Consider the following 24,433-nt stretch of genomic DNA (forward strand, 5'->3'; position numbering starts at 1 on the left):
GGACAGGCCATGAAGACAACCTCCGCGGCGCCTGTCCGGTTCGATCCTCTCTTGCTGTGCGCCGTGCTGGCGCTCGTGGCGCTGGGGCTGGTGATGGTGTACTCGGCCAGCGCCATCCTCGCGCAGGACAAGCAGGGCGACAGCCTCTACTTCCTCAAGCGCCAGCTCATGGCCGCCGGCATGGGCGTGGTGGCCATGGCGGTGGCGATGAAGGTGGGCTGGCGGCGACTGGCGCGCCTGGCCTGGCCGCTACTCATTGTCACCCTCATCCTGCTGGTGCTGGTGCTGATTCCGGGAATCGGCACCACGGCGGGCGGCGCGCGGCGCTGGATTCGCTTCCCTGGCTTCGGCCTGCAGCCGGCCGAAGTGGCCAAGTTCGCCTGGGTCGTCTACCTCTCCTATTCGCTGGCCAAGAAGCGCGAAAAGGTGGCCACCTTCTCCGTGGGCTTCCTGCCCCACCTGCTGCTGTGTGGCGTGCTGGTGGCCCTGTGCATGCGCCAGCCGGACTTCGGCAGCTCCGTGCTGCTCGTGTTCCTGCTCTTCGTGCTGCTGTTCGCGGCGGGCACCAAGCTGAGCTACCTGGTGGGCTCGGTGCTGCTGGCGCTGCCGCTGGCGTACGTGGCCATCGCCTCCAGCCCCTACCGCATGAAGCGCGTGACGGCCTTCCTGGACCCATGGGCCCACCGGCATGACGTGGGCTACCAGGTGGCCGAGTCGCTCATGTCCATCGGCTCGGGTGGGCTCACCGGCCTGGGGTTGGGAGACGGGCGACAGAAGCTCTTCTTCCTGCCCGAGGCGCACACCGACTTCATCTTCGCCATCATCGGCGAGGAGCTGGGGCTCATCGGCGTGACGCTGCTGGTGGCGCTCTACGCCGTCGTCATCTGGCGCGGGGTGCGCATCAGCCTGGCGGCGCCGGAGACTTTCGGCACGTACCTGGGGCTGGGCCTCACCTCCATCATCGCCTTCCAGGCGGCGGTGAACATGTGCGTGGCCATGGGGCTGCTGCCCACGAAGGGGCTGACGCTTCCATTCGTCTCTTACGGAGGCACCTCGCTGCTGGTGCTGATGGGGGCGGCGGGGGTGCTGTTGTCACTGAGCGCGAACACACAGGGCGCGGGCAATCGAGCTACCCGCGTAGGCAGCGAGATGCGGGAGGTCACGGCGTGAAGGTCCTCATCGCCGGTGGAGGAACGGGCGGGCACCTCTTTCCAGGCATCGCCTTGGCGGAAGAGGTGGTGACGCGCCACCACCGCAACGAGGTGGTCTTCGTGGGCACCGAGCGGGGCCTCGAGGCGAAGGTGGTGCCGCAGGCGGGCTTCCCGCTGGAGTTCATCCGGGCGCGCGGCCTCAAGGGCAAGGGCCTGGGTCAGCTCATCAAGGGCCTGCTGGCGCTGCCGCTGGCCTTCATCGAGTCCTTTCGCATCCTCCAGAAGCACAAGCCGGACGTGGTGGTGGGCGTGGGCGGCTATGCCAGCGGGCCGGTGGTGATGGCCGCTTGGCTGCTGGGCATCCCCACGGCGGTGCAGGAGCAGAACGCGCTGCCGGGGCTCACCAACAAGCTGCTCGGCAAGGTGGTGAAGGTGGTGTTCACCGCCTTCGATGAGGCGCGGCGCTTCTTCCCCGAGGGCAAGGTGCAGCTCGTGGGCAACCCCATCCGCCGCAAGCTGATGGACAACTACCTGCGCTCGCACGTGGCGCACGAGCGCTTCGCCATCCTCGTCTTCGGCGGCAGCCTGGGCGCCAAGGGCGTCAACCAGCGCGTGGTGGAGGCGCTGGAGCACCTCGTGGACCTGAAGGACCAGATCCACTTCCTGCACCAGACGGGCAAGAACGACCTGGAGATGGTGCGCAAGGGCTACGCGGACAAGGGCTTCCAGGCCGAGGTGGTGGAGTTCATCGACGATATGTCCGACGCCTACGCCAGGGCGGATCTCGTCGTGTGCCGGGCGGGCGCCACCACGCTGGCGGAGCTCACCGTGTGCAAGAAGGCCAGCATCCTCGTGCCCTTCCCGTACGCCACGGACAACCACCAGGAAGTGAACGCCCGGGCGCTGGTGGAGGCGGGCGCGGCGGTGATGTTCCGCGAGTCCGAGCTCACCGGGCAGAAGCTGGCCGAGCAGATCCGCCTCCTCAAGCAGGAGCCGGCGCGCCTCAAGCAGATGGAGAAGAAGGCGGGCCTGCTAGGCCGGCCCGAGGCGTCCAAGGAGCTGGCGGACGTGTGTGTGGACCTGATGGTGCATGCCTACGGGCCCAACGGGCGGGATCGTCCGGCGAAGGCCGAGACGCAGAAGGATCCAGGAGCGAGTAAGCCATGACGAAGGCCGGCGGTAAGCCCCAGAGCCTCTTCAAGACGCGCCACGCGGCGCAGGTACACTTCGTGGGCATCGGCGGCATCGGCATGAGCGGCATCGCCGAGGTGCTGCTCAACCTGGGCTACCGGGTGTCGGGCTCCGACCTGAAGGGCAGTGAAATCACCAAGCGCCTGGCGGCCATGGGCGCCACCATCTACGAGGGCCACAAGGCGCAGAACCTCGTGCAGGCCGACGTGGTGGTCATCTCCTCGGCGGTGAAGAAGGACAACCCCGAGGTGGTGACGGCGCGCCAGCGGAAGATCCCCGTCATTCCGCGCGCGGAGATGCTCGCCGAGCTGATGCGCCTGAAGTACGCGGTGGCGGTGGCCGGCAGCCACGGGAAGACGACGACCACCTCCATGGTGGCCACGGTGCTCTCGGCGGCGGGGCTGGACCCGACGGCGGTGGTGGGCGGCAAGGTGAACGTGCTCGACTCCAACGCCAAGCTCGGCAAGAGCGAGCTGATGGTGGTGGAGGCGGACGAGAGCGACGGCAGCTTCCTCAAGCTGCACCCCGCCATCGCCGTGGTGACGAACATCGACCCGGAGCACATGGACCACTACGGGACGCTGGACGTGCTGCAGACGGCCTTCGTGGAGTTCTGCAACCGCGTGCCCTTCTACGGGCTCAACGTCCTGTGCCTGGACCACCCCAACGTGCAGAACCTGCTGCCCCGGCTGGAGAAGCGCGTCGTCACCTACGGCAGCTCGCACATGGCGGACTACCGGCTGGAGGGCATCACCCTCGAGGGCTTCACCACGCGCTTCACCGCCTTCCGGCGCGACGAGCCGCTGGGCGAGTTCCGCGTGCGCATGGTGGGCGCGCACAACGCGCTCAACGCGCTGGCCGTCATCGCCGTGGCCGAGGAGATGGAAATCCCCCTGGACACCGTGCGCGGGGCGCTGGCGGAGTTCGGCGGCGTGCAGCGGCGCTTCACCGTGCGCGGCGAGGTGAACGGCATCACCGTGGTGGATGACTACGGGCACCACCCCACCGAGGTGATGGCCACGCTTGCGGGCGCGCGGCGGGCCTTCGGGCGGCGCGTGGTGGTGGCCTTCCAGCCCCACCGCTACACGCGCACGCATGACCTGATGAAGGAGTTCGCCACCGCGTTCAACGACGCGGACGTGCTCTTTGTCACCAGCGTCTACGCGGCGGGCGAGGAGCGCATCCCCGGCGCCACGGGCGACGCGCTGGCCGAGGCCATCCGCGCCCACGGTCACAGGGACGTGACGTACGTGGAAAAGCGCGTGGACGTGCCCGCCGCAGTAGCGCCGCGCCTGCGCGAGGGCGACATCGTCCTCACGCTGGGCGCTGGCGACATCACCCAGGTGGGCCCGGACCTGCTGACCCTGCTGGGCAAGAGCGGAGTGGCCAAGGGCGGGTGAGAAGGGTATGGCCGCGCTCATGACATCCTCCCTTCCGGAGCGGGTCGCGCTTTTGGGCGGCTGTGAGGTGAAGGCGAGCGAGCCGCTCGCGCCCCTCACCAGCGTCCGGGTGGGCGGCCCTGCGGAGGCGCTCGTTCGTCCGCGCAGCCCCGAGGCGCTCGTGGCGCTGCTGAAGCTGGCGCGTGAGGAGGGTGTCCCCGTCACCATCCTCGGCGGCGGAGCCAACACGCTGGTGGGCGACGGCGGCGTGAAGGGCCTCACCCTTCGCCTGCCAGGAGACCTCTTTCCCGAGGTGGTCGAGGTCGGCGCGGAGGAGGGGAGGCTCACGCTCGGTGCGGGCGCGGCCATCGTCCGGCTCATCAACCTGATGCGGGCCAACGGCCTGGTGGGCGCGGAGTTCCTCGCCGGCATCCCCGGCACGCTCGGCGGCGCGGTGTCCATGAACGCCGGCACCAAGAACGGCGAGTGCTTCCGTGTCGTGGAGGCCGTGGAGGTCGCCACCGCGGGCGGGGTGGAGTGGCTGGAGAAGGCGCGGATTCCGCATGCCTATCGGCACTCGGAGCTGCCCCCGGGCAGCGTGGTGACGCGGGTGCGCTTCCGACTGCCCAAGGGGGACCTGGTGGCCTCCAAGCAGGCCATGGACAAGGACCTGGGCTACCGCAAGAGCACCCAGCCCCTGAGCCAGCCCAACTTCGGCAGCGTCTTCACCAACCCGCCGGGTGACTTCGCCGGGCGCCTCATTGAGTTGGTAAACCTCAAGGGCCACACCTTGGGGCGCGCGCAGGTGTCCACGCTGCACGCCAATTGGATCGTCAACCTGGGCGGAGCCACCGCCCGCGACGTCCTCGGGCTCATCACCCTGATGCAGGAGCGGGTGCGGACCGAGACGGGCGTCGAGCTCAAACCCGAAGTCAAGCGAGTGGGAGAGTTCCTTCCGTGACCCAGACCGAGCTGAAGAACAAGCGCATTGGTGTCCTCATGGGCGGCCTGTCCGAGGAGCGCGACGTCTCCCTGCGCACCGGCGCCGCGGTGTCCAAGGCGCTGCGCTCGCTCGGGTATGACGTGGTGGACGTCGACGTGGGCAAGGACCTGCCCGCGAAGCTCGCGGCCGAGAAGGTGGAGGTGGCCTGGCTGGCGCTCCACGGCCGCTACGGCGAGGACGGCTGCATCCAGGGCCTGCTCGAGTCCCTCTTCGTTCCCTACACCGGCAGCGGTGTGCTCGCCTCGGCGCTGGGCATGGAGAAGGTCTTCGCCAAGCAGATGTTCACCACCCACGGCATCCCCACGCCTCCTTATAAGGTGTTCACCGAGGCCCAGGCCGCCCGTGCGGCGGTCGACTCCCTGCCGTTCCCGTTCCCGGTGGTCGTGAAGCCCAGCCGCGAGGGCAGCAGCGTGGGCGTTCACGTCTGCAAGACGAAGGAGGCCTACCTGGCCGCCGTGGATGACGCCTCCAAGTACGCGGGCTTCCTCCTCGTCGAGCGCTTCATCAAGGGGCGCGAGGTGCAGGGCGCCGTGCTGGATGACGAGGCCCTGGGCGTCATCGAAGTGGTCGTCGCGCGGGAGTTCTACGACCAGGAGGCCAAGTACAAGGCCGGAAGTGGAACGCAGTATCTCTTCCCAGCACCCCTGCCCGCAGATCAGTATGCGCGGGTGAACGAGGTGTGCCTCGGCGCCCACAAGGCGCTGGGGTGCCGAGGGGCGTCGCGCTCCGACGTCATCGTCACCGAGGGAGGAGAAGTATTCGTGCTGGAGACCAACACGTTGCCGGGCATGACCGAGACCAGCCTGCTGCCGAAGATCGCCGCGGGGCGGGGTATCGACTTCCCAACGTTGTGCGAGCGGATTCTCCTCGGGGCCGCGCTCAAGGCCTGAGCAGCGCCAACCGCCCGATTTTCCTCCCACCCCTGGGGTTTTCCCCCAGCCCGGCAGATACAGCGACGTACCTGTAGCCAAAAACTGGCGCGGCGATCCAACCGCGCGCAGCATGCGGACCTCTTTTCCATGGCCTTTGGCAAGTCCCGAAATCGCCGCCGTCAGGACACCGCCCAGAAGAAGGACGCGGTGAAGGGCGCCGTGCGCACGCACGGGGCCTCGGTGGGCAAGGGGCTGTTGGCGGCGGTGCTGACCGCCGGGCTGGTGTGGGGTGGGGTGGAAGTGCGCAGCTGGGCGCTGTCGTCTCCGCGCTTCCAGCTTCAGGAGGTGAGCTTCACCGGCCTGTCGCGCGCCTCGCGCGCGGAGCTGGTGCGCCTGTCCGGCCTGGCGCCGGGACAGAACCTGTTCGCCATGGACGTGGCGACGCTCGAGCGGGCCATGCTCCAGCACCCGTGGGTGCGGGGCGTGGAGGTGACGCGGCACTTCCCGGCCACCGTCTCGGTGCAGGTGGTGGAGCACGCGCCGGCGGCGCTGGTGGTGCTGGGGGATTTGTACGTGCTGGACGATGAGGGCGAGCCCTTCAAGCGGGTGACTCCGGGCGATGGGTTGGACCTGCCGCTCGTCACCGGCGTGGAGCGCGACGCCTACGTGAAGGATCCCGACGGGGTGCGCGAGCGGATGCGCGCGGCGCTGGCGGTGGCGCACTCCTACGCGGCGCTCAAGCCGGGCCGCCACGAGCGGCTGTCCGAGGTGCGGCTGGAGGGCGCGGCGCTGGCGCTGGTGACGATGGCGGGGCAGGAAGTGCGGATGGGCGAGGGGGATGCGGACGCCAAGCTCTCGCGGCTGGCGCGCGTGCGGCGCGAGCTGAGCACGCGGGGACTGAGCGCGGATGTGATTCACCTGGACAACCGGGCTCGGCCCGGCTGGGTGGCAGTGAAGCTTTCGAACTCCGCCTCCGAGAGGAGCGGGGTCTCGACGCGGTAAGGGCACGCCCTTTCACGAGAGTGGGGGCACCGGGGAGGCAGTGGTCATGGCGAAGCAGAAGTCTGGGGAGATCATCGTCGGCCTCGACATCGGCACGACGAAGATCTGCGCGATCGTCGGGGAGCTCACCGACAGCGGCATCGACATCATCGGGATCGGCACCCACCCCTCCAAGGGATTGCGCAAGGGCGTCGTGGTCAACATCGAGGCGACCGTGGCCTCCATCCGCCGCGCGGTGGAGGAGGCCGAGCTGATGGCCGGCGCGGAGATCTCCCACGTGTACACCGGCATCGCCGGTGGCCACATCAAGGGCTTCAACTCCCAGGGCATCGTCGCGGTGAAGGACAAGGAGGTCCGCGAGGCGGACATCGCCCGCGTCATCGACGCGGCCAAGGCGGTGGCCATTCCCCTGGACCGCGAGGTGATTCACGTCCTGCCCCAGGAGTTCATCATCGACGACCAGGGCGGAATCAAAGAGCCGCTCGGCATGGCGGGCGTGCGCCTGGAGGCCAAGGTCCACATCGTCACGGGCGCCGTCTCCAGCGCGCAGAACATCGTGAAGTGCGCCAACCGCACCGGCCTCAACGTCTCCGACATCGTCCTGCAGCCGCTGGCCTCCGCCGAGGCGGTGCTGGGCGAGGAGGAGAAGGAGCTGGGCGTGTGCCTGGTGGACATCGGCGGCGGCACCACCGACATCGCCATCTTCGTGGGCGGCTCCATCGTCCACACCGCCGTCATCGCCCTGGGCGGCAACAACCTCACCAGTGACATCGCCATCGGCCTGCGCACCCCGGCGCACGAGGCAGAGCGCATCAAGCAGAAGTTCGGGTGCGCGCTCTCTTCCATGGTGAACAAGGATGAGACCATCGAGGTGCCGAGCGTGGGCGGCCGCCAGCCGCGCGTGCTCGGCCGGCAGATCCTCTGCGAGATCCTCGAGCCGCGCGTGGAGGAGATCTTCCAGCTCGTCCACCGCGAGATCCAGAAGTGCGGCTACGAGGATCTGCTCGCCTCGGGCGTGGTGATCACCGGTGGCTCGACGCTGCTGGCGGGCATGCCGGAGCTGGCCGAAGAGGTGCTCGGACTGCCAGTGCGCCGCGGTATGCCTCGCGGTATCGGCGGCCTGGTAGACGTGGTGAAGAGCCCCATGTACGCGACCGGCGTGGGCCTGGTCGTCTACGGCGCTCGCCACCTCGACCGCCGCATGTTCCGGATTCGCGAAGAGAACGTGTACAAGAAGGTCAAAGGCCGCATGCGTGAGTGGCTGGAGGAAATTTTCTAGTCCCGCTGCGCACCAAAACCCGGAAGTCAAGAAGAGGGATCCCCAAGTGGGATCCCTCTTTTTTTTGATCAACATTTCCCGAGTACAATCTTTGACGAAACGCTTCAGGTAGGAAGCTCTCATCCCACTTCCTACGTCGGTACCCATCTTCGATCGACTTCGGATACGAGCAGGCCAGTCGGGGACGCTCCATCCGGTCTTGGTACATCCAACTATGACGGTTTCCCTCACGTCTCCTCTTCGCTCCACTCACCGCCGCGTACTGGCGTCCGTGCTCCTGCTGGGAGTGCTGGGCATCGCCTGCGGCCAGGAGCCTCAGAACCCTGGTGCCGCCGCCGAGCAGCAGGAGGCACAGCCCGCTGCTCGCGCGGACACGTTGAAGGGCGCCTGGCTGGTGGCGCCGGACAAGAACGTGGCGTGGATGGTGGCGCCGGACGCGAACCTCCAGTTGGAGATCACCGAGTCGGCCGATCCGATCGTGGAGGGCGCGAACGTCACCTACAGCCTCAACATCGTGAACCTGGGGCCGAACGCGGCGACCAGCCCGTCGGTGGCGGTGAACCTGCCCGCCGGCTCGTTCTTCGGCAACGTCGATGCGGGGGGCTGGAACTGCAGCACCCCGGGGAACATCTACGTCTGGACCTGCACGCTGTCGTCGCTGGCGGTGAACGTCCCGCAGCTCATCAAGTTCACCATGCAGGCGCCCTTCCAGGACGACGTGCTGCTCAGCATGAACGCCACGATCTCCTCGCAGACGACGGACCCCATTCCGGGCAACAACACCGACGCGGAGGAGACGGTCGTCGGCGCGAACGATGCGCCGGTGAACACGTCGCCCATGACGCAGTCGACCCCCGAGGACGTGCCGATCATCTTCTCGACCGCCAACGGCAACCGCGTCTTCACCGCCGACCCCGATGTCTTCAATCGCAAGTTGCGGACGACCGTGCAGATCACCGGGGGAACCGCCCGCGGCACGCTGACGCTCAGCCGGACCACGGGACTGACGTTCCTGAATGGCGACGGCACCAACGATCCTTCTCAGCAGTTCGAGGCAACGCTGGCCGATACCAACGCCGCGCTGGAGGGAATGCGCTTCACTCCGGCCCAGGACTACTACGGCAACACGTCCATGGTCTTCTCGGTGTTGGACCTGGGCAACAGCGGTCTGGGAGGCGTCAAGACGGCCACTCGGTTCACCGAGATCAACGTCACGCCCAACGTGCCGGATCCGCCGAACGCGAACGATGACACCTTCGCGGTGCCCGGCGAGGCGGTGAACTACCCGCTGGACGTGCTGGCCAACGACACGTACCTGCCGGATCCACCCGAGCCGCTGGCCGTCACCGCCGTCACCCAGCCGGCCAACGGCACGGTGACCTTCACGGCGACGGGGGTGCTCTTCACTCCGGCACCGGGTTTCCGGGGCCCCACGACGTTCACGTACACGATCACCGATTCGACCAACCTGACGGACACCGCCACGGTCACCGTGACGGTGGGCAGCCCCAACAACCCGCCCACGGCCACCGACGACGCCTTCACGGTGGCCGAGGACAGCCCGGCCACCCCGTTCAACGTGCTGGCCAACGACACGTTCGCGCCGGACACGGGTGAGACGTTGACGGTGACGGCGGTGACCCAGCCGGCCAACGGCTCGGTGACCTTCACGCCGGCCAACGTCAGCTTCACGCCGGCGCCCAACTTCACGGGCACCACGACGTTCACGTACACGATCTCCGATGGCCGGGGCGGCACGGCGACGGCCACGGTGACGGTGACGGTGACGAACGTGAATGACCCGCCGGTGGCCACCAACGACACCTTCACGGTGGCCGAGGACAGTGGCGCCACGGTGCTCAACGTGTTGGCCAACGACTCCTTCGCGCCGGACCCGAGCGAGACGCTGACGGTGACGGCGGTGACCCAGCCGGCCAACGGCACGGTGACGCTCACGGGTGGCGTGGTGAGTTTCTCGCCAGCGCCCGAGTTCAGCGGCACCACGAGCTTCACGTACACGATCTCCGACGGCAACGGTGGCACGGCGACGGCGACGGTGACGGTGACGGTGACGCCGGTGAACGACCCGCCGGTGGCCAACCCCGACAACTACACGGTGGCCGAGGACAGCCCGGCCACTCCGTTCAACGTGCTGGCCAACGACACCACGGGACCGGAGACGGGCGAGACGCTGAGCATCACCGGCGTCACCCAGCCGGCCAACGGCACGGTGACCTTCACGGCCACCAACGTCAGCTTCACGCCGGCGCCCAACTTCTTTGGCACCACGACGTTCACGTACACCCTGGCCGACAACCACGGCGCCACGGCACCTGGCACGGTGACGGTGACGGTGACGCCGGTGAACGACCCGCCCGATGCGGTGAATGACACCTTCACCGTGGGCGCCAACAGCGGCGCCACGGTGCTGGACGTGCTGGCCAACGACTCCTTCGCGCCGGACTCGGGTGAGACGCTGACGGTGACGGCGGTGACCCAGCCGGCCAACGCCTCGGTGACGCTGACCGGCGGCGTGGTGCGCTTCACGCCGAACGCGGGCTTCCGCGGTAACACGAACTTCACGTACACGATCTCCGACGGCAACGGCGGCACGGATACGGCCACCGTCGTCGTCTCGGTGTCGAACAACCCGCCGGTGGCCAACGCCGACACCCTCACGGTGGCCGAGGACAGCGGGAACACGCCGCTGGACGTGCTGGCCAACGACAGCACGGCGCCGGATGTCGGGGAGACGCTCTCCATCACGGCCGTGACCCAGCCGGCCAACGGTACGGTCATCTTCACGCCTTCGAGCCTGACCTTCCGGCCCGCGCTCAACTTCAACGGCACCACGACGTTCACCTATACGGTGTCCGACGGCAGCGGCGGCACGGCGACGGCGACGGTGACGGTGACGGTGACGCCGGTGAACGACCCGCCCGACGCCCAGAACGACAGCTTCTCGGTGCCGCGCAACAGCGGTGCCACGCCGCTCAACGTGCTGGCCAACGACACCTCGGCGCCGGACGGCCCGGAGACGCTGACGGTGACGGCGGTGACCCAGCCGGCCAACGGCACGGTGACCTTCACGCCGACCGGCGTCAGCTTCACGCCCGCGGCGAACTTCACGGGCACCACGACGTTCACGTACACGATCTCCGACGGCAACGGTGGCACGGATACGGCCACGGTGACGATGACGGTCACCACCGTGAACGCTCCGCCCGAGGCCAACGACGACAGCTTCACGGTGGCCGAGGACAGCGGCCAGACGACGTTCAACGTGCTGGCCAACGACACCACGGGGCCGGATGCGGGCGAGACGCTCACCATCTCCGCGGTGACCCAGCCGGCCAACGGCACGGTGACCTTCACGGGCATCAACGTGCGCTTCACGCCCACGGCCAACTTCAACGGCACCACGGCGTTCACGTACACGATCTCCGACGGTAACGGCGGCACGGACACGGCGAACGTCACGGTGACGGTGACGCCGGTCAATGACCCGCCCGACGCGGTGAATGACGCCTTCACGGTGAACGAGGACAGCGGGGCCACGGTGCTCGACGTGCTGGCCAACGACAGCACGGCGCCGGACACGGGCGAGACGCTGACGGTGACGGCGGTGACGCAGCCTGCCAACGGCACGGTGACGCTGACCGGTGGCGTGGTGCGCTTCACGCCGGCCGATGGCTACAGCGGCACGACGAACTTCAACTACACGGTGTCCGACGGCACCAGCACGGACACGGCAACGGTGACGGTGACGGTGACGCCGGTCAATGACCCGCCCACCGCCAACAACGACAACTTCACGGTGGCCGAGGACAGCACCGCCACCACGCTCAACGTGCTGGCCAACGACTCGTCGGCGCCGGACACGGGCGAGACGCTGACGGTGACGGCGGTGACCCAGCCGGCCAACGGTACGGTGACCTTCACCGCCTCCAACGTCAGCTTCACCCCCACGGCCAACTTCCATGGCACCACGACGTTCACGTACACGATCTCGGATGGGAACGGCGGCACGGCGACGGCGACAGTGACGGTGACGGTGACGTCGGTGAACGACGCGCCCGATGCGGTCAATGACACCTTCTCGGTGGCCGAGGACAGCGGGGCCACGGTGCTGGCGGTACTGACCAACGACACCATCTCGCCGGACACGGGCGAGACGCTGACGGTGACGGCGGTGACCCAGCCGGCCAATGGCTCGGTGACGCTGACCGGTGGCGTGGTGCGCTTCACGCCGGCTCTCAACTTCAACGGCACCACGACGTTCACGTACACCATCTCCGACGGCAACGGCGGCACCGATACGGCGACGGTGACGGTGACGGTGACGCCGGTGAACGACGCGCCCGACGCGGTGAACGACATCTTCACGGTGGCCGAGAACAGCCCTGCCACTCCGTTCAACGTGTTGGCCAACGACACCACGGCGCCGGATACGGGCGAGACGCTCACCATCACCGAGGTGACCCAGCCGGCCAACGGCACGGTGACCTTCACGGCCACCAACGTCAGCTTCACCCCCGAGGCGAGCTTCAGCGGCACCACGACGTTCACGTACACGGTGTCCGACGGTAACGGCGGCACGGATACGGCGACGGTGACGGTGACGGTGACGCCGGTGAACGACCCGCCGACGGCCAACGACGACAGCTACACGGTGGCCGAGGACAGCGGGACCACGACGTTCGACGTCCTGGTCAACGACAGCACGGAGCCGGACGTGGGCGAGACGCTCACCATCACGGCGGTGACCCAGCCGGCCAACGGCTCGGTGGTCTTCAACGCCGCCAACGTGCGCTTCACTCCGGCCGCCAACTTCCATGGCACCACGAGCTTCACGTACACGGTGTCAGACGGCACCAGCACGGATACGGCGACGGTGACGGTGTCGGTGACCCCGGTCAACGACCCGCCTGACGCGGTGAACGATGCCTTCACGGTGGGTGAGGACAGCGCGGCCACGATGCTGGATGTGCTGGCCAACGACACGTCCGCGCCGGACACGGGCGAGACGCTCACGGTCACGCAGGTGACTCAGCCGGCGGACGGCACGGTGACCTTCACGGCCGACGGCGTCACCTTCACGCCCAACGCCAACTTCAACGGTACGACGAGCTTCACGTACCGGATCGTCGACGGTAACGGCGGCACGGACACGGCGACCGTCACGGTGACGGTGACGCCGGTGAACGACCCGCCCGACGCGGTGAACGACACCCGCACGGTGGCCGAGGACAGCGCCCCCACGGTGGTCAACGTGCTGGCCAATGACACGAGCGCGCCCGACGTGGGCGAGACGTTGACGGTGACGGCGGTGACGCAGCCGGCCAACGGCACGGTGACGCTCACGGGCGGCGTGGTGAGCTTCCAGCCCGCGCCCAACTTCAACGGTACGACGAGCTTCACGTACACCATCTCCGATGGAAACGGCGGCACGGACACTGCGACGGTGACAGTGACGGTGACGCCGGTGAACGATCCGCCCGACGCGGTGGACGACAGCTACTCGGTGCTCGAGGACAGCCCCGCCACGACGTTCAACGTGCTGGCCAACGACAGCATTGCGCCGGACACGGGCGAGACGCTCACCATCACCTCGGTGACTCAGCCGGCCAACGGCTCGGCTTCGTTCACCGGGACCACCGTGAGCTTCACCCCGGCGCCGGGCTTTACCGGCATCACGACGTTCACGTACACGGTGTCGGACGGCCACGGTGGCACCGACACGGCCACGGTGACCGTCGACGTCGGCAACGAGAACGATCCGCCGGACGCGCTGGACGACACGTACACGGTGGCCGAGGACAGCGGCGAGACGACGTTCGCGGTGCTGAACAACGACACCACGGCGCCAGACACGGGCGAGACGCTGACCATCATCGCGGTGACGCAGCCTGCCAACGGCACGGTGACCTTCACGGGCACCAACGTGAGCTTCACGCCTGCGGCCAACTTCAACGGCACCACGACGTTCACGTACACGGTGTCGGACGGTAACGGCGGCACGGACACGGCCCAGGTGACGGTGACGGTGACCCCGGTCAACGACCCGCCCGAGGCCAACGACGACAGCTTCTCGGTGGCCGAGGACAGCGCGGCCACGGTGCTCAACGTGCTGGCCAACGACACCACGGGGCCCGAGACGACCGAGACGTTGACGGTGACGGCGGTGACCCAGCCGGCCAACGGCACGGTGACCTTCACGGCCTTCAACGTGAGCTTCACGCCGACGGCCAACTTCGCGGGCACCACGACGTTCACGTACACGGTGTCCGACGGCACCAACACGGATACGGCGACCGTCACGGTGACGGTGACGCCGGTGAACGATCCGCCCGATGCGGTGAACGACACCTTCACGGTGGCCGAGAGCAGCGGCGCCACGCCGCTCACCGTGCTGGCCAATGACAGCATCGCGCCAGACATGGGCGAGACGCTCACCATCACCTCGGTGACCCAGCCGACCCACGCCACGGTGACCATCACCGGCTCCACCATCACCTTCACGCCGGCGCCCAGCTACTTCGGCATCGTGACGTTCACGTACACGGTGTCGGACGGCAATGGCGGCAGCGACACGGCGACCGTCACGGTGACGGTGACGCCGGTCAATGACCCGCCGACGGCCAACGACGACAGCTTCACGGTGGCCGAGGACAGTGTCGACGTGGTGCTCAACGTGCTGGCCAACGACAGCACGGCGCCGGACACGGGCGAGACGCTCACCATCACGGCGGTGAGCACGCCGGCCAACGGCACGGTGACCTTCACGGCCAACGCCGTGCGCTTCACGCCCACGGCCAACTTCAACGGCACCACGACGTTCACGTACACGGTGTCCGACGGCAACGGCGGCACGGACACGGCGACCGTCACGGTGACGGTGACGCCGGTCAACGATCTGCCCACCGCCAATGACGACAGCTTCTCGGTAGCGGAGGACAGCGGGGCCACGTCGTTCGACGTGCTGGCCAACGACACCACGGTGCCGGATACGGGCGAGACGCTCACCATCACCTCGGTGACGCAGCCGGCCAGCGGCACGGTGACCATCACCGGAGCCACCCTCAGCTTCACGCCGGCGCCCAACTTCAACGGCACCGTGACGTTCACGTACGCGGTCTCGGACGGGAACGTCGGTACGGACACGGCGACGGTGACGGTGACGGTGACGCCGGAGAACGACGCGCCGACCGCGGATGACGACAGCTTCACGGTGGCGGAGGACAGCGGGGCCACGTCGCTCAACGTGCTGCTCAACGACACCACGGCGCCGGACACGGGCGAGACGCTCATCATCACGGCGGTGACTCAGCCGGCCAACGGCACGGTGACCTTCACGGACACCAGCGTCGTCTTCACGCCTGCGCCCAACTTCTTCGGCACCGCGTTCTTCAGCTACACGGTGTCCGATGGGACCAGCACGGACACGGCCACGGTGACGGTGACGGTGACGCCGGAGAACGATGCGCCCAACGCCAACAACGACAGCTTCACGGTGGCCCAGGACAGTGGGGCCACGGTGCTGGATGTGCTGGCCAACGACACGGCGGCGCCAGACGTGGGCGAGACGCTCATCGTCACGGCGGTGACCCAGTCGGCCAACGGCACGGTGACCTTCACCGGCTCCAACGTGAGCTTCACGCCGGCGGCAGGCTTCAACGGCCCCACGACCTTCACGTATACGATCTCCGACGGCAACGGGGGCAGCGACACGGCCACCGTGACGGTGCTGGTCGGCAGCTCGAACAACGCGCCGACGGCCAACAACGACAGCTACACGGTGGACGAGGACAGCGGCGCCACGGCGCTCGACGTGCTGGCCAACGACAGCACCGCGCCGGATACGGGCGAGACGCTCTCCATCACGGCGGTGACCCAGCCGCTCAATGGCACGGTGACCTTCACCGCCTCCACCCTCAGCTTCACGCCGGCGGCCAACTTCAACGGCACCGTGACGTTCACGTACACGGTGTCCGATGGCAATGGCGGCAGCGACACGGCCCAGGTGACGGTGACGGTGCGTCCGGTGAACGATGCGCCGACGGCCAACGACGACAGCTTCTCGGTGGCCGAGGACAGCGTGGCCACGGTGCTCAACGTGCTGGGCAACGACTCCGTGGTTCCGGATACGGGGGAGACGCTGACGGTGACGGCGGTGACTCAGCCCGCCAACGGCACGGTGACGCTGGCCAGCGGCGTGGTGCGCTTCGCTCCGGCGGCCAACTTCAACGGCACCACGACGTTCACGTACACGGTGTCCGATGGAAACGGCGGCACGGCGACGGCGACGGTGACGGTGACGGTGACGCCGGTCAACGATGCGCCGACGGCGATCAACGACACCTTCGTGGTGGCCGAGGACAGCCCGGCCACTCCGTTCAACGTGCTGGCCAACGACAGCACGGCGCCGGACACGGGTGAGACGCTCACCATCACGGCGGTGACGCAGCCGGCCAACGGCGTGGTGACCTTCACGGGCACCAACGTGAGCTTCACGCCGGCGCCCAACTTCAACGGCTCCACGACGTTCACCTACACGGTGTCCGACGGCAACGGCGGCACGGCGACGGCGACGGTGGGGGTGACGGTGACGCCGGTCAACGATCCGCCGACGGCCACCGACGACACCTTCACGGTGGCGGTGAACAGCGGAGCCACGGTGCTCGACGTGCTCATCAACGACACGATCGCGCCGGACACGGGCGAGACGCTGACGGTGACGGCGGTGACGCAGCCTGCCAACGGCACGGTGACGCTGACCGGCGGCCTGGTGCGCTTCACGCCGAACACGGGCTTCACCGGCAGCACGACGTTCACGTACACCATCTCCGACGGCAACGGCGGCACGGCGACGGCGACCGTCACGGTGACCATCTCCGGCACGAACAACCCGCCGGTGGCCAACGACGACAGCTTCACGGTCGCCGAGGACAGCACGGTCACGGAGTTCGACGTGCTGGCCAACGACACCACGACGCCTGACACGGGGGAGACGCTCACCATCACGGCGGTGACGCAGCCGACGGGCGGCACGGTGACCTTCACGGGCACCAACGTGAGCTTCACGCCGACGGCCAACTTCAGCGGCACCACGACGTTCACGTACACGGTGTCCGACGGCAACGGCGGTACGGACTCGGCCGTGGTGACGGTGACGGTGACGCCGGTGAATGACGCGCCGACCGCCAACGACGACAGCTACACGGTGGACGAGGACAGTACGCCCACGGTGCTGGATGTGCTGGCCAACGACACGATCGCGCCGGACACGGGCGAGACGCTCACGGTCCTCTCGGTGACCCAGCCTGCCAACGGCACGGTGACGCTCACGGGAGGCCTGGTGCGCTTCGCCCCCGCGGCCAACTTCTTTGGCACGGCGACCTTCACCTACCGGATCTCCGATGGCAACGGTGGCGAGGACGAGGCGACCGTCACGGTCACGGTCACTCCGACCAACGATGCGCCCAATGCGGTGGATGACGTCCTCACGGTGAGCGAGGACCGCCCGCCCACGGTGGTCAACGTGCTGGGCAACGACACGGCGGCCCCGGACGTGGGCGAGACGCTGACGGTGGTGGCGGTGACTCAGCCTGCCAACGGCACGGTGACGCTGATCGGCGGCGTGGTGCGCTTCACGCCCGCGCCCAACTTCTTCGGCACCACGAGCTTCACGTACACCATCTCCGACGGCAACGGCGGCACGGACACGGCCACGGTGACGGTGACGGTGACGCCGGTCGCCGATCCGCCCAACGCCAACGACGACAGCTTCACGGTGGCGGTGAACAGCGTGGGCAACGTGCTCGACGTGCTGGTCAACGACACGATCGCGCCGGACGTGGGGGAGACGCTGACGGTGACGGCGGTGAGCCAGCCTGCCAACGGCACGGTGACACTGGTCGGCGGAGTAGTGCGCTTCACGCCGAACGCGGGCTTCGCCGGGACCACGACGTTCACGTACACCATCTCCGATGGCAGCGAGTTCACCGATACGGCGACGGTGACGGTGACGGTCTCTGGCACGAACAACCCGCCGCATGCCAACGACGACAGCTTCACGGTGGCCGAGAACAGCCCGGCCACGGTGCTGGACGTGCTGGCCAACGACACCACGACGCCGGACGTGGGCGAGACGCTGACGGTGGTGGCGGTGACGCAGCCGACGGGCGGTACGGTGACGCTGACCGGTGGCGTGGTGCGCTTCACGCCCAACCCGGGCTTCAGCGGCATCACGACGTTCTCGTACACGGTGTCCGACGGCAATGGCGGCACGGACTCCGCCACGGTGACGGTGAACGTCACGGGTGACAACGACCCGCCGGTGGCCAACGACGACAACTACACGGTGGCTGAGGACAGCCTGGCCACGACGTTCAACGTGCTGGTCAACGACACCACCGCTCCGGACGTGGGCGAGACGCTGACCATCACAGGGGTGACGCAGCCTGCCAACGGCACGGTGACCTTCACGGGCACCAACGTCAGCTTCAGGCCTGCGGCCAACTTCAACGGCACCACGACGTTCACGTACACAGTGTCCGACGGCAACGGCCTCGAGGACTCGGCCGTGGTGACGGTGACGGTGACGCCGGTGAACGATGCGCCGACGGCCAATGACGACACCTTCACGGTGGCGGTGAACAGCGGAGCCACGGTGCTCGACGTGCTCCTCAACGACACGATCGCGCCGGACACGGGTGAGACGCTGACGGTGACGGCGGTGACGCAGCCGGCGGGCGGCACGGTGACGCTGACCGGTGGCGTGGTGCGCTTCACGCCGAACACGGGCTTCAGTGGTCCCACGACGTTCACGTACACGGTGTCCGACGGCAATGGCGGCACGGACGTCGCCACGGTGACGGTGAACGTCACTGGCTCCAACAACCCGCCGGTGGCCAACGACGACAGCTACACGGTGGCCGAGGACAGCCCGGCCACGACGTTCGAGGTGCTGGCCAACGACACCACGCCGGACGTCGGCGAGACGCTGACCATCATCGCGGTGACGCAGCCGGCGAACGGCACGGTGACCTTCACGGGCACCAACGTGCGCTTCACGCCGGCAGCCAACTTCAACGGCACCACGACGTTCACGTACACGGTGTCCGACGGCAACGGCCTCGAGGACTCGGCCGTGGTGACGGTGACGGTGACGCCGGTGAACGATGCGCCGGTGGCCAACGACGACACCTTCACGGTGGCCGAGGACAGCGCGGCCACGGTGTTGGACGTGCTGGCCAACGACACGTTCGCGCCGGACACGGGTGAGACGCTGACGGTGACGGAGGTCACCCAGCCGGCCGAGGGCGGTACGGTGACGCTGACGGCTGACGAGGTGAGCTTCACGCCGGCGGCCAACTACAGTGGCACCGTGACCTTCACGTACACGGTCTCCGACGGCAACGGCCTCGAGGACACGGCCGAGGTCACGGTGACGGTGACGGAGGTGAACGACAACCCCGACGCCGTGGACGATGCCTTCACGGTGGCCGAGAACAGCAGCGCCACGGTGCTGGACGTGCTGGCCAACGACACGTTCGCGCCGGACACGGGCGAGACGCTGACGGTGACGGCGGTGACGCAGCCTGCCAATGGCACGGTGACGTTGACGGCGGGCGTGGTGCGCTTCACGCCGGCCACTGACTTCGTGGGCACCACGACGTTCACGTACACCATCTCCGATGGCCGAGGCGGCACGGACACGGCCACGGTGACGGTGAACGTCACCGGCGACGGCAACCTTCCGCCGGTGGCCAACGACGACAGCTTCACGGTGGCCGAGAACAGCGGGCCGACGGTGCTCGATGTGCTGGCCAACGACACCACGCCGGACGTGGGCGAGACGCTGACGGTGACGGCGGTGAGCCAGCCTGCCAATGGCACGGTGACGTTGACGGCGGGCGTGGTGCGCTTCACGCCGGCCACCGACTTCGTGGGTACCACGACGTTCACGTACACCCTCTCCGATGGCCGAGGCGGCACGGACACGGCCACGGTGACGGTGACGGTCATCGATGGCGATGGTCCGCCGGCGGCCAACGACGACAGCTTTACGGTGGCCGAGGACAGCGGGCCGACGGTGCTCGATGTGCTGGCCAACGACACCGCGCCAGACGCGGGCGAGACGCTGACGGTGACGGCGGTGACCCAGCCGGCCAATGGCACGGTGACGCTGACCGCGGGTGTGGTGACCTTCACGCCTGCGGCCAACTTCAACGGCACCACGACGTTCACGTACACGGTGTCCGACGGCAGCGGTGGCACGGATACGGCCGTGGTGACCGTGACGGTGACGCCGGTGAACGACCCGCCGACGGCCAACGACGACACCTTCACGGTGGACCCGAACGGCGGGGCGACGGAGCTCGACGTGCTGGCCAACGACACGATCGCGCCGGACACGGGCGAAACGCTGACGGTGACGGCGGTGACGCAGCCGAGCGAGGGTGGCTCGGTAGCCATCGCCACGGATGGCTCGGCCGTGGTGTTCACGCCGGTCCCGGGCTTCACCGACCCCGTGACGTTCACGTACACGGTGTCCGACGGCAACGGCGGCACGGACACGGCCACCGTAACCGTGAACATGTCCTCGGACACGGAGGATACCGATGGCGACGGTCTGCCTGACGACCTCGAGACGGGGACCGGCACGGATCCGAACGACGACGACACGGACAACGATGGCCTGCTGGATGGCAACGAGGACGCCAACCACAACGGTGTCGTCGATGAGGGGGAGACGGATCCGCGCAAGTTCGACACGGACGAGGATGGTCTCAGCGATGGTCTGGAGCGCGGCCTGGCCCAGCCCGAGGGCGAGGACACCGACCCGGCGATCTTCACGCCGGACGCGGACCCGAGCACGGAGACTGATCCGCTCGTCGCGGACACCGATGAGGATGGCCTCTCCGATGGGGAGGAGGACAAGAACCACAACGGCCGTGTTGACTCGGGCGAGACGGATCCGAACAACCCGGACACCGACGGTGGTGGTGCGAATGACGGCATCGAAGTCGACGGCGGCACCGATCCGCTGGATGACACCGATGACTTCATCATTGGTGGTGGCGGCTGCGCCTCGACGGGGGCCTCCAGCCTCCTGCCGCTGGCGCTGCTGCTCGGCCTGCCGCTGCTGAGGCGGCGTCGGGCCGCCAGCGGCTCCCACCCGGTCTCGCGGTTCGGGGCCGGGGGGATGCTGGTGCTGCTCGCCGTCTTCCTGGCGGTGCCTGCCCACGCGCAGCCCACGACCAGCCCGGTCTCCCGGAAGATCGACGTGCAGCAGTACAAGCCGGCTCCTGGCTCCCAGGACCTGCTGGGCCTGCACAGCGCGAAGGTGGGGCAGCACCTGGGCTGGAACGTGGGCGCCTCGGTGAACTACGCGACCGATCCGCTCACCGCCACCGACCCGCGCTCGGACGAGGTGTACAAGCTGGTGTCCAGCCAGCTCACGGTCGATCTGCTGGGCGCCATCGCCCTCTTCGATCGCTTCGAGCTGGGGGTGGGCCTGCCCATCACCTCGCAGTCCGCCGGGACGCCTCCTCCGGGGCTGCCGTTCACGGGTGATGACGTGAGCGGGACGGGCGTGGGCAACCTGCGCCTGGTGCCCAAGGCCCACCTGTTCTCCTCGGGTGGAGTACACGTGGGCGCGGCGCTGCCCCTGGTCCTGCCCACGGGCTCGGACTTCCGTGGCGGCGCCTTCACCGTCCAGCCGCGGGTGCTCGGTGAGTGGAACAGCTCCGGCGGCCTGCGCGTGCTGGCCAACCTGGGCCTCAACCTCCGGCCCAAGGAGCAGCTGCGCAACCTGGTCGTCTCCAACGAGCTCGCCTACGGCGTGGGCGCCGAGGTGCCCTTCAGCCGCCAGCTCGCCGCCGGCGGCATGCTGGTCGGCGCCATGGGGCTCGGACAGGAGGGCTCCGAGGAGAGTCCGCTGGAGCTGCTGGCCACGGTGAAGTACCGCATCTCGGATGCGCTCTCCGCGCACCTGGGCGGCGGCCGGGGCCTCAGCAGCGGTTATGGCTCGCCGGGCTTCCGCGCCTTCGCGGGGGTGACCTGGGTGGCTCCGGGAGGAAGCTCCCAGGCCGCTCCCAAGGTCGAGCCGAAGCCCGAGGCCCCGCCGCAGCCCAAGGCGCCGGTGGACACGGACGGCGATGGGCTCCCGGACGACAAGGACCTCTGCCCTCAGGAGGCCGAGGACAAGGACGGCTTCGAGGACGAGAACGGCTGTCCCGACCCGGACAATGACAAGGACGGCCTGTTGGACGCGGCGGACGCGTGCGTGAACGAGCCGGAGACGAAGAACGGCTACGAGGACGCGGACGGCTGCCCCGACACGGTCCCGGACACGGACGGTGATGGGCTCACGGACGACAAGGACCGCTGCCCGCGCGAGCCCGAGGACAAGGATGGCTTCGAGGACGAGGACGGTTGCGCCGATCCGGACAACGACCGGGACGGTGTCGCCGACGCGGCCGACAAGTGCCCCAACGAGCCGGAGACCATCAACGGCGTGAAGGACGAGGACGGCTGCCCGGACAAGGGCAAGGTGAAGGTGCTCGTCGAGGGCGAGAAGGTCGTCATCCTCGAGAAGGTCTTCTTCGCCAACAGCAAGGCCACCATCCTCCCGAAGTCCTTCCCCCTGCTGAAGCAGGTGGCGCAGGTGCTGCGCGCCAACCCGCAGATCGAGAAGCTGCGGGTGGAGGGGCACACCGACGACAAGGGCGATGACGGGCAGAACCTGACCCTCTCCAAGAGCCGCGCGGAGGCCGTGCGCGAGCGCCTCATCCTGGAGGGCATCGAGGCGGACCGCCTGGAGGCGGTGGGCTTCGGCGAGGCCCGCCCGATCGCCAGCAACAAGACCGCCAAGGGCCGCGAGGACAACCGCCGCGTCGAGTTCTCCGTCACCAAGATCAAGGCCAAGGAGGTCGAGGTCGAGCAGCCCTGATGGACTCAGCTCACAGGGGAATGTCAGACCCCTGACCGAGACTGTCTTCGCCGACCGCCCTGCGGTTCGCGCTTCGGGGTGGATCTCCGGGGCGCTGCCGTCAGGGCGGTCGCGTTCCGGGGGCAGGGCAGGTGTCGCGCCGGGCTGAGATGAAGTCGCGATCCTGAGTCAAGATGGCGCGTGGGATCTCCGCGCCATACGGAGCAGATGTTCAGGTCGCGCGTAAGTCCCTGTCAGGACTCGGGGCTACAACGTCGTGCTACAGGCGAGTAGCGGAATACTTGCCAAAGATCCCGACTTGCTGATGATTGGTGGCCTTGGCGAACGCGTGCGGCGGTGCGCGCTTTCCGCCGAAAGGATCACCATGGACCAGTTCGAGCAGAACAAGCAGGCCGCGAAGATCCGTGTTGTTGGCGTGGGCGGGGCGGGGTGCAACGCGGTCAACACGATGATCATGGCCAAGCTGGAACGGGTCGACTTCATCGCCGCCAACACCGACGTCCAGGCGCTGGCCGCCAACAACGCTCCGACGCGGCTGCAGCTCGGACAGACGCTGACCAAGGGCCTGGGCGCGGGCGCCAACCCGGAGATGGGTCGCGAGGCCGCCCTGGAGTCCAAGGAGCAGATCGCCGCCGTGCTCGAGGGCGCGGACATGGTGTTCGTCACCGCCGGTATGGGCGGTGGCACCGGCACGGGGGCCGCCCCCATCATCGCCGACATCGCCAAGAGCCTGGGTTGCCTCACGGTGGGCGTGGTGACCAAGCCCTTCCTGTTCGAGGGCAACAAGCGCCGCAAGCAGGCCGAGCAGGGCCTCGTGGAGCTCAAGGCCGCGGTGGACACCCTCATCACCATCCCCAACCAGCGGCTGCTGACGCTCTCCACCGAGCCCATGCCGCTCCTGGAGACGTTCAAGCGCGCCGATGAGGTGCTGCTCAACGCCGTTCAGGGCATCTCGGACCTCATCCAGTACCACGGCTACATCAACGTGGACTTCGCGGATGTGAAGACCATCATGAGCGACAAGGGCCTGGCGCTCATGGGCACCGGCCGCTCCTCGGGCAACCAGCGCGCGCTCAACGCCATGCAGCAGGCCATCTCCAGCCCGCTGCTGGAGGACATCTCCATCGACGGCGCCACCGGCCTGCTCATCAATATTACTGGCGGCCGCGACATGACCCTGCAGGAGGTCAACGAGGCCCTCACGCTGGTGCATGACGCCGCCGACGGCGAGGCGGAGATCATCTTCGGCTCGCTCATCGACGAGGACATCAAGGACGAGGTGAAGATCACCATCATCGCCACGGGCTTCGTCCACCGCGAGGCGGCGCGTCAGCAGGCCCGTTCGGTGGCGGTAACGCCCACGCCGGTGCCGCTCGTCACCCGCCCGGCGCCCTCGGTGCTCAGCGCCGCCCGCGAGGAAGTGGCCAGCCTGGTCCCCGCCAAGGCCGGCAGCCGCTCCATGTCCTCCACGGAGAACAAGGCCCTCAGCACCCGCACGGCGGTGGTGAAGGACGCGGCGCTGCCGCTGGACGAGGATCAGTTCGACATCCCCACCTTCCTGCGTCGGCAGGGGCAGACGGAGATGCCGTAAGGGAGT

9 protein-coding genes are annotated in these 24,433 nt (G+C 68.2%); all 9 read left to right on the plus strand.

Going from position 1 to position 24,433, the window contains the following annotated elements; translation table 11 throughout:
- The first annotated feature begins 9 nt into the window (after positions 1-9).
- The 9 genes from ftsW (at position 10) to ftsZ (ending at position 24,427) form a co-directional block, all read left to right on the plus strand.
- Positions 10-1,170, plus strand: coding sequence for a putative lipid II flippase FtsW (ftsW, locus tag SYV04_RS19770; RefSeq protein ID WP_321547391.1), 1,161 nt, complete (start codon positions 10-12; stop codon positions 1,168-1,170).
- The gene (gene murG / locus SYV04_RS19775; protein WP_321547392.1) at positions 1,167-2,318 is read left to right on the plus strand and encodes an undecaprenyldiphospho-muramoylpentapeptide beta-N-acetylglucosaminyltransferase; all 1,152 of its coding nucleotides are present in this window, start codon (positions 1,167-1,169) and stop codon (positions 2,316-2,318) included. The genes ftsW and murG overlap by 4 nt, the downstream gene beginning before the upstream one ends.
- A complete protein-coding gene (gene murC, locus SYV04_RS19780; RefSeq protein WP_321547393.1) occupies positions 2,315-3,742 on the plus strand; it encodes a UDP-N-acetylmuramate--L-alanine ligase in 1,428 nt (475 codons plus the stop codon). Before murG ends, murC begins: the two co-directional genes overlap by 4 nt.
- Before the next feature lie 19 nt (positions 3,743-3,761).
- A complete protein-coding gene (gene murB, locus SYV04_RS19785; protein ID WP_321547394.1) occupies positions 3,762-4,682 on the plus strand; it encodes a UDP-N-acetylmuramate dehydrogenase in 921 nt (306 codons plus the stop codon).
- Positions 4,683-4,720: 38 nt separating this feature from the next.
- Entirely contained in the window at positions 4,721-5,614 is an 894-nt protein-coding gene (locus SYV04_RS19790) for a D-alanine--D-alanine ligase (protein WP_422723957.1), read from the plus strand.
- A 129-nt stretch (positions 5,615-5,743) separates the two neighbouring features.
- Positions 5,744-6,598, plus strand: a complete 855-nt coding sequence (locus SYV04_RS19795; protein ID WP_321547396.1) for a cell division protein FtsQ/DivIB — start codon at positions 5,744-5,746, stop codon at positions 6,596-6,598.
- Positions 6,599-6,644: 46 nt separating this feature from the next.
- Positions 6,645-7,877: a cell division protein FtsA gene (ftsA, locus tag SYV04_RS19800; RefSeq protein ID WP_321547397.1), complete on the plus strand. Its 1,233-nt coding sequence runs from the start codon at positions 6,645-6,647 to the stop codon at positions 7,875-7,877.
- Positions 7,878-8,148: 271 nt separating this feature from the next.
- The gene (locus SYV04_RS19805) at positions 8,149-22,836 is read left to right on the plus strand and encodes an Ig-like domain-containing protein (protein WP_321547398.1); all 14,688 of its coding nucleotides are present in this window, start codon (positions 8,149-8,151) and stop codon (positions 22,834-22,836) included.
- Between the two features lie 364 nt (positions 22,837-23,200).
- Complete coding sequence (gene ftsZ / locus SYV04_RS19810) at positions 23,201-24,427, plus strand: cell division protein FtsZ (RefSeq protein ID WP_321547399.1); 1,227 nt, start codon at positions 23,201-23,203, stop codon at positions 24,425-24,427.
- Positions 24,428-24,433: the final 6 nt, after the last annotated feature.

The organism is Hyalangium ruber (assembly GCF_034259325.1).
Taxonomy (GTDB): domain Bacteria; phylum Myxococcota; class Myxococcia; order Myxococcales; family Myxococcaceae; genus Hyalangium_A; species Hyalangium_A rubrum.